Consider the following 245-nt stretch of genomic DNA (forward strand, 5'->3'; position numbering starts at 1 on the left):
TTCTAAAACGATGCTTTATTCCAATATGTTAAATTTGAAAACAAAATAGGAGAGTGTAATTGTATGTTACAAAACTGGGTGAATGAATTAGATAGTGGCATTTTAAATATCGTCGAAAATAAGGTTCATATCACAGGCTTTACGCGTGAAGAAATGCTGCAATTATATTTAGATAAAGGCATAGATGTATATTGCCATCGGAAAAGCCCAGTTATGCCATGTTTTTGGGACACTTAGGACAGAAA

1 protein-coding gene is annotated in these 245 nt (G+C 33.1%); it reads left to right on the forward strand.

Going from position 1 to position 245, the window contains the following annotated elements; genetic code table 11:
* Positions 1-63: 63 nt before the first annotated feature.
* Positions 64-237, forward strand: coding sequence for a hypothetical protein (locus ABWW58_RS17155; protein ID WP_353870256.1), 174 nt, complete (start codon positions 64-66; stop codon positions 235-237).
* The last annotated feature ends 8 nt before the right edge of the window (positions 238-245 follow it).

Source organism: Sporolactobacillus caesalpiniae (assembly GCF_040513385.1).
Classification (GTDB): Bacteria; Bacillota; Bacilli; order Bacillales; family Sporolactobacillaceae; genus Sporolactobacillus.

Excerpts from the sequence above, each read along its gene's own strand:
- ABWW58_RS17155 (WP_353870256.1), top strand. The coding sequence starts at position 64 with ATGTTACAAAACTGGGTGAATGAATTAGATAGTGGCATTTTAAATATC.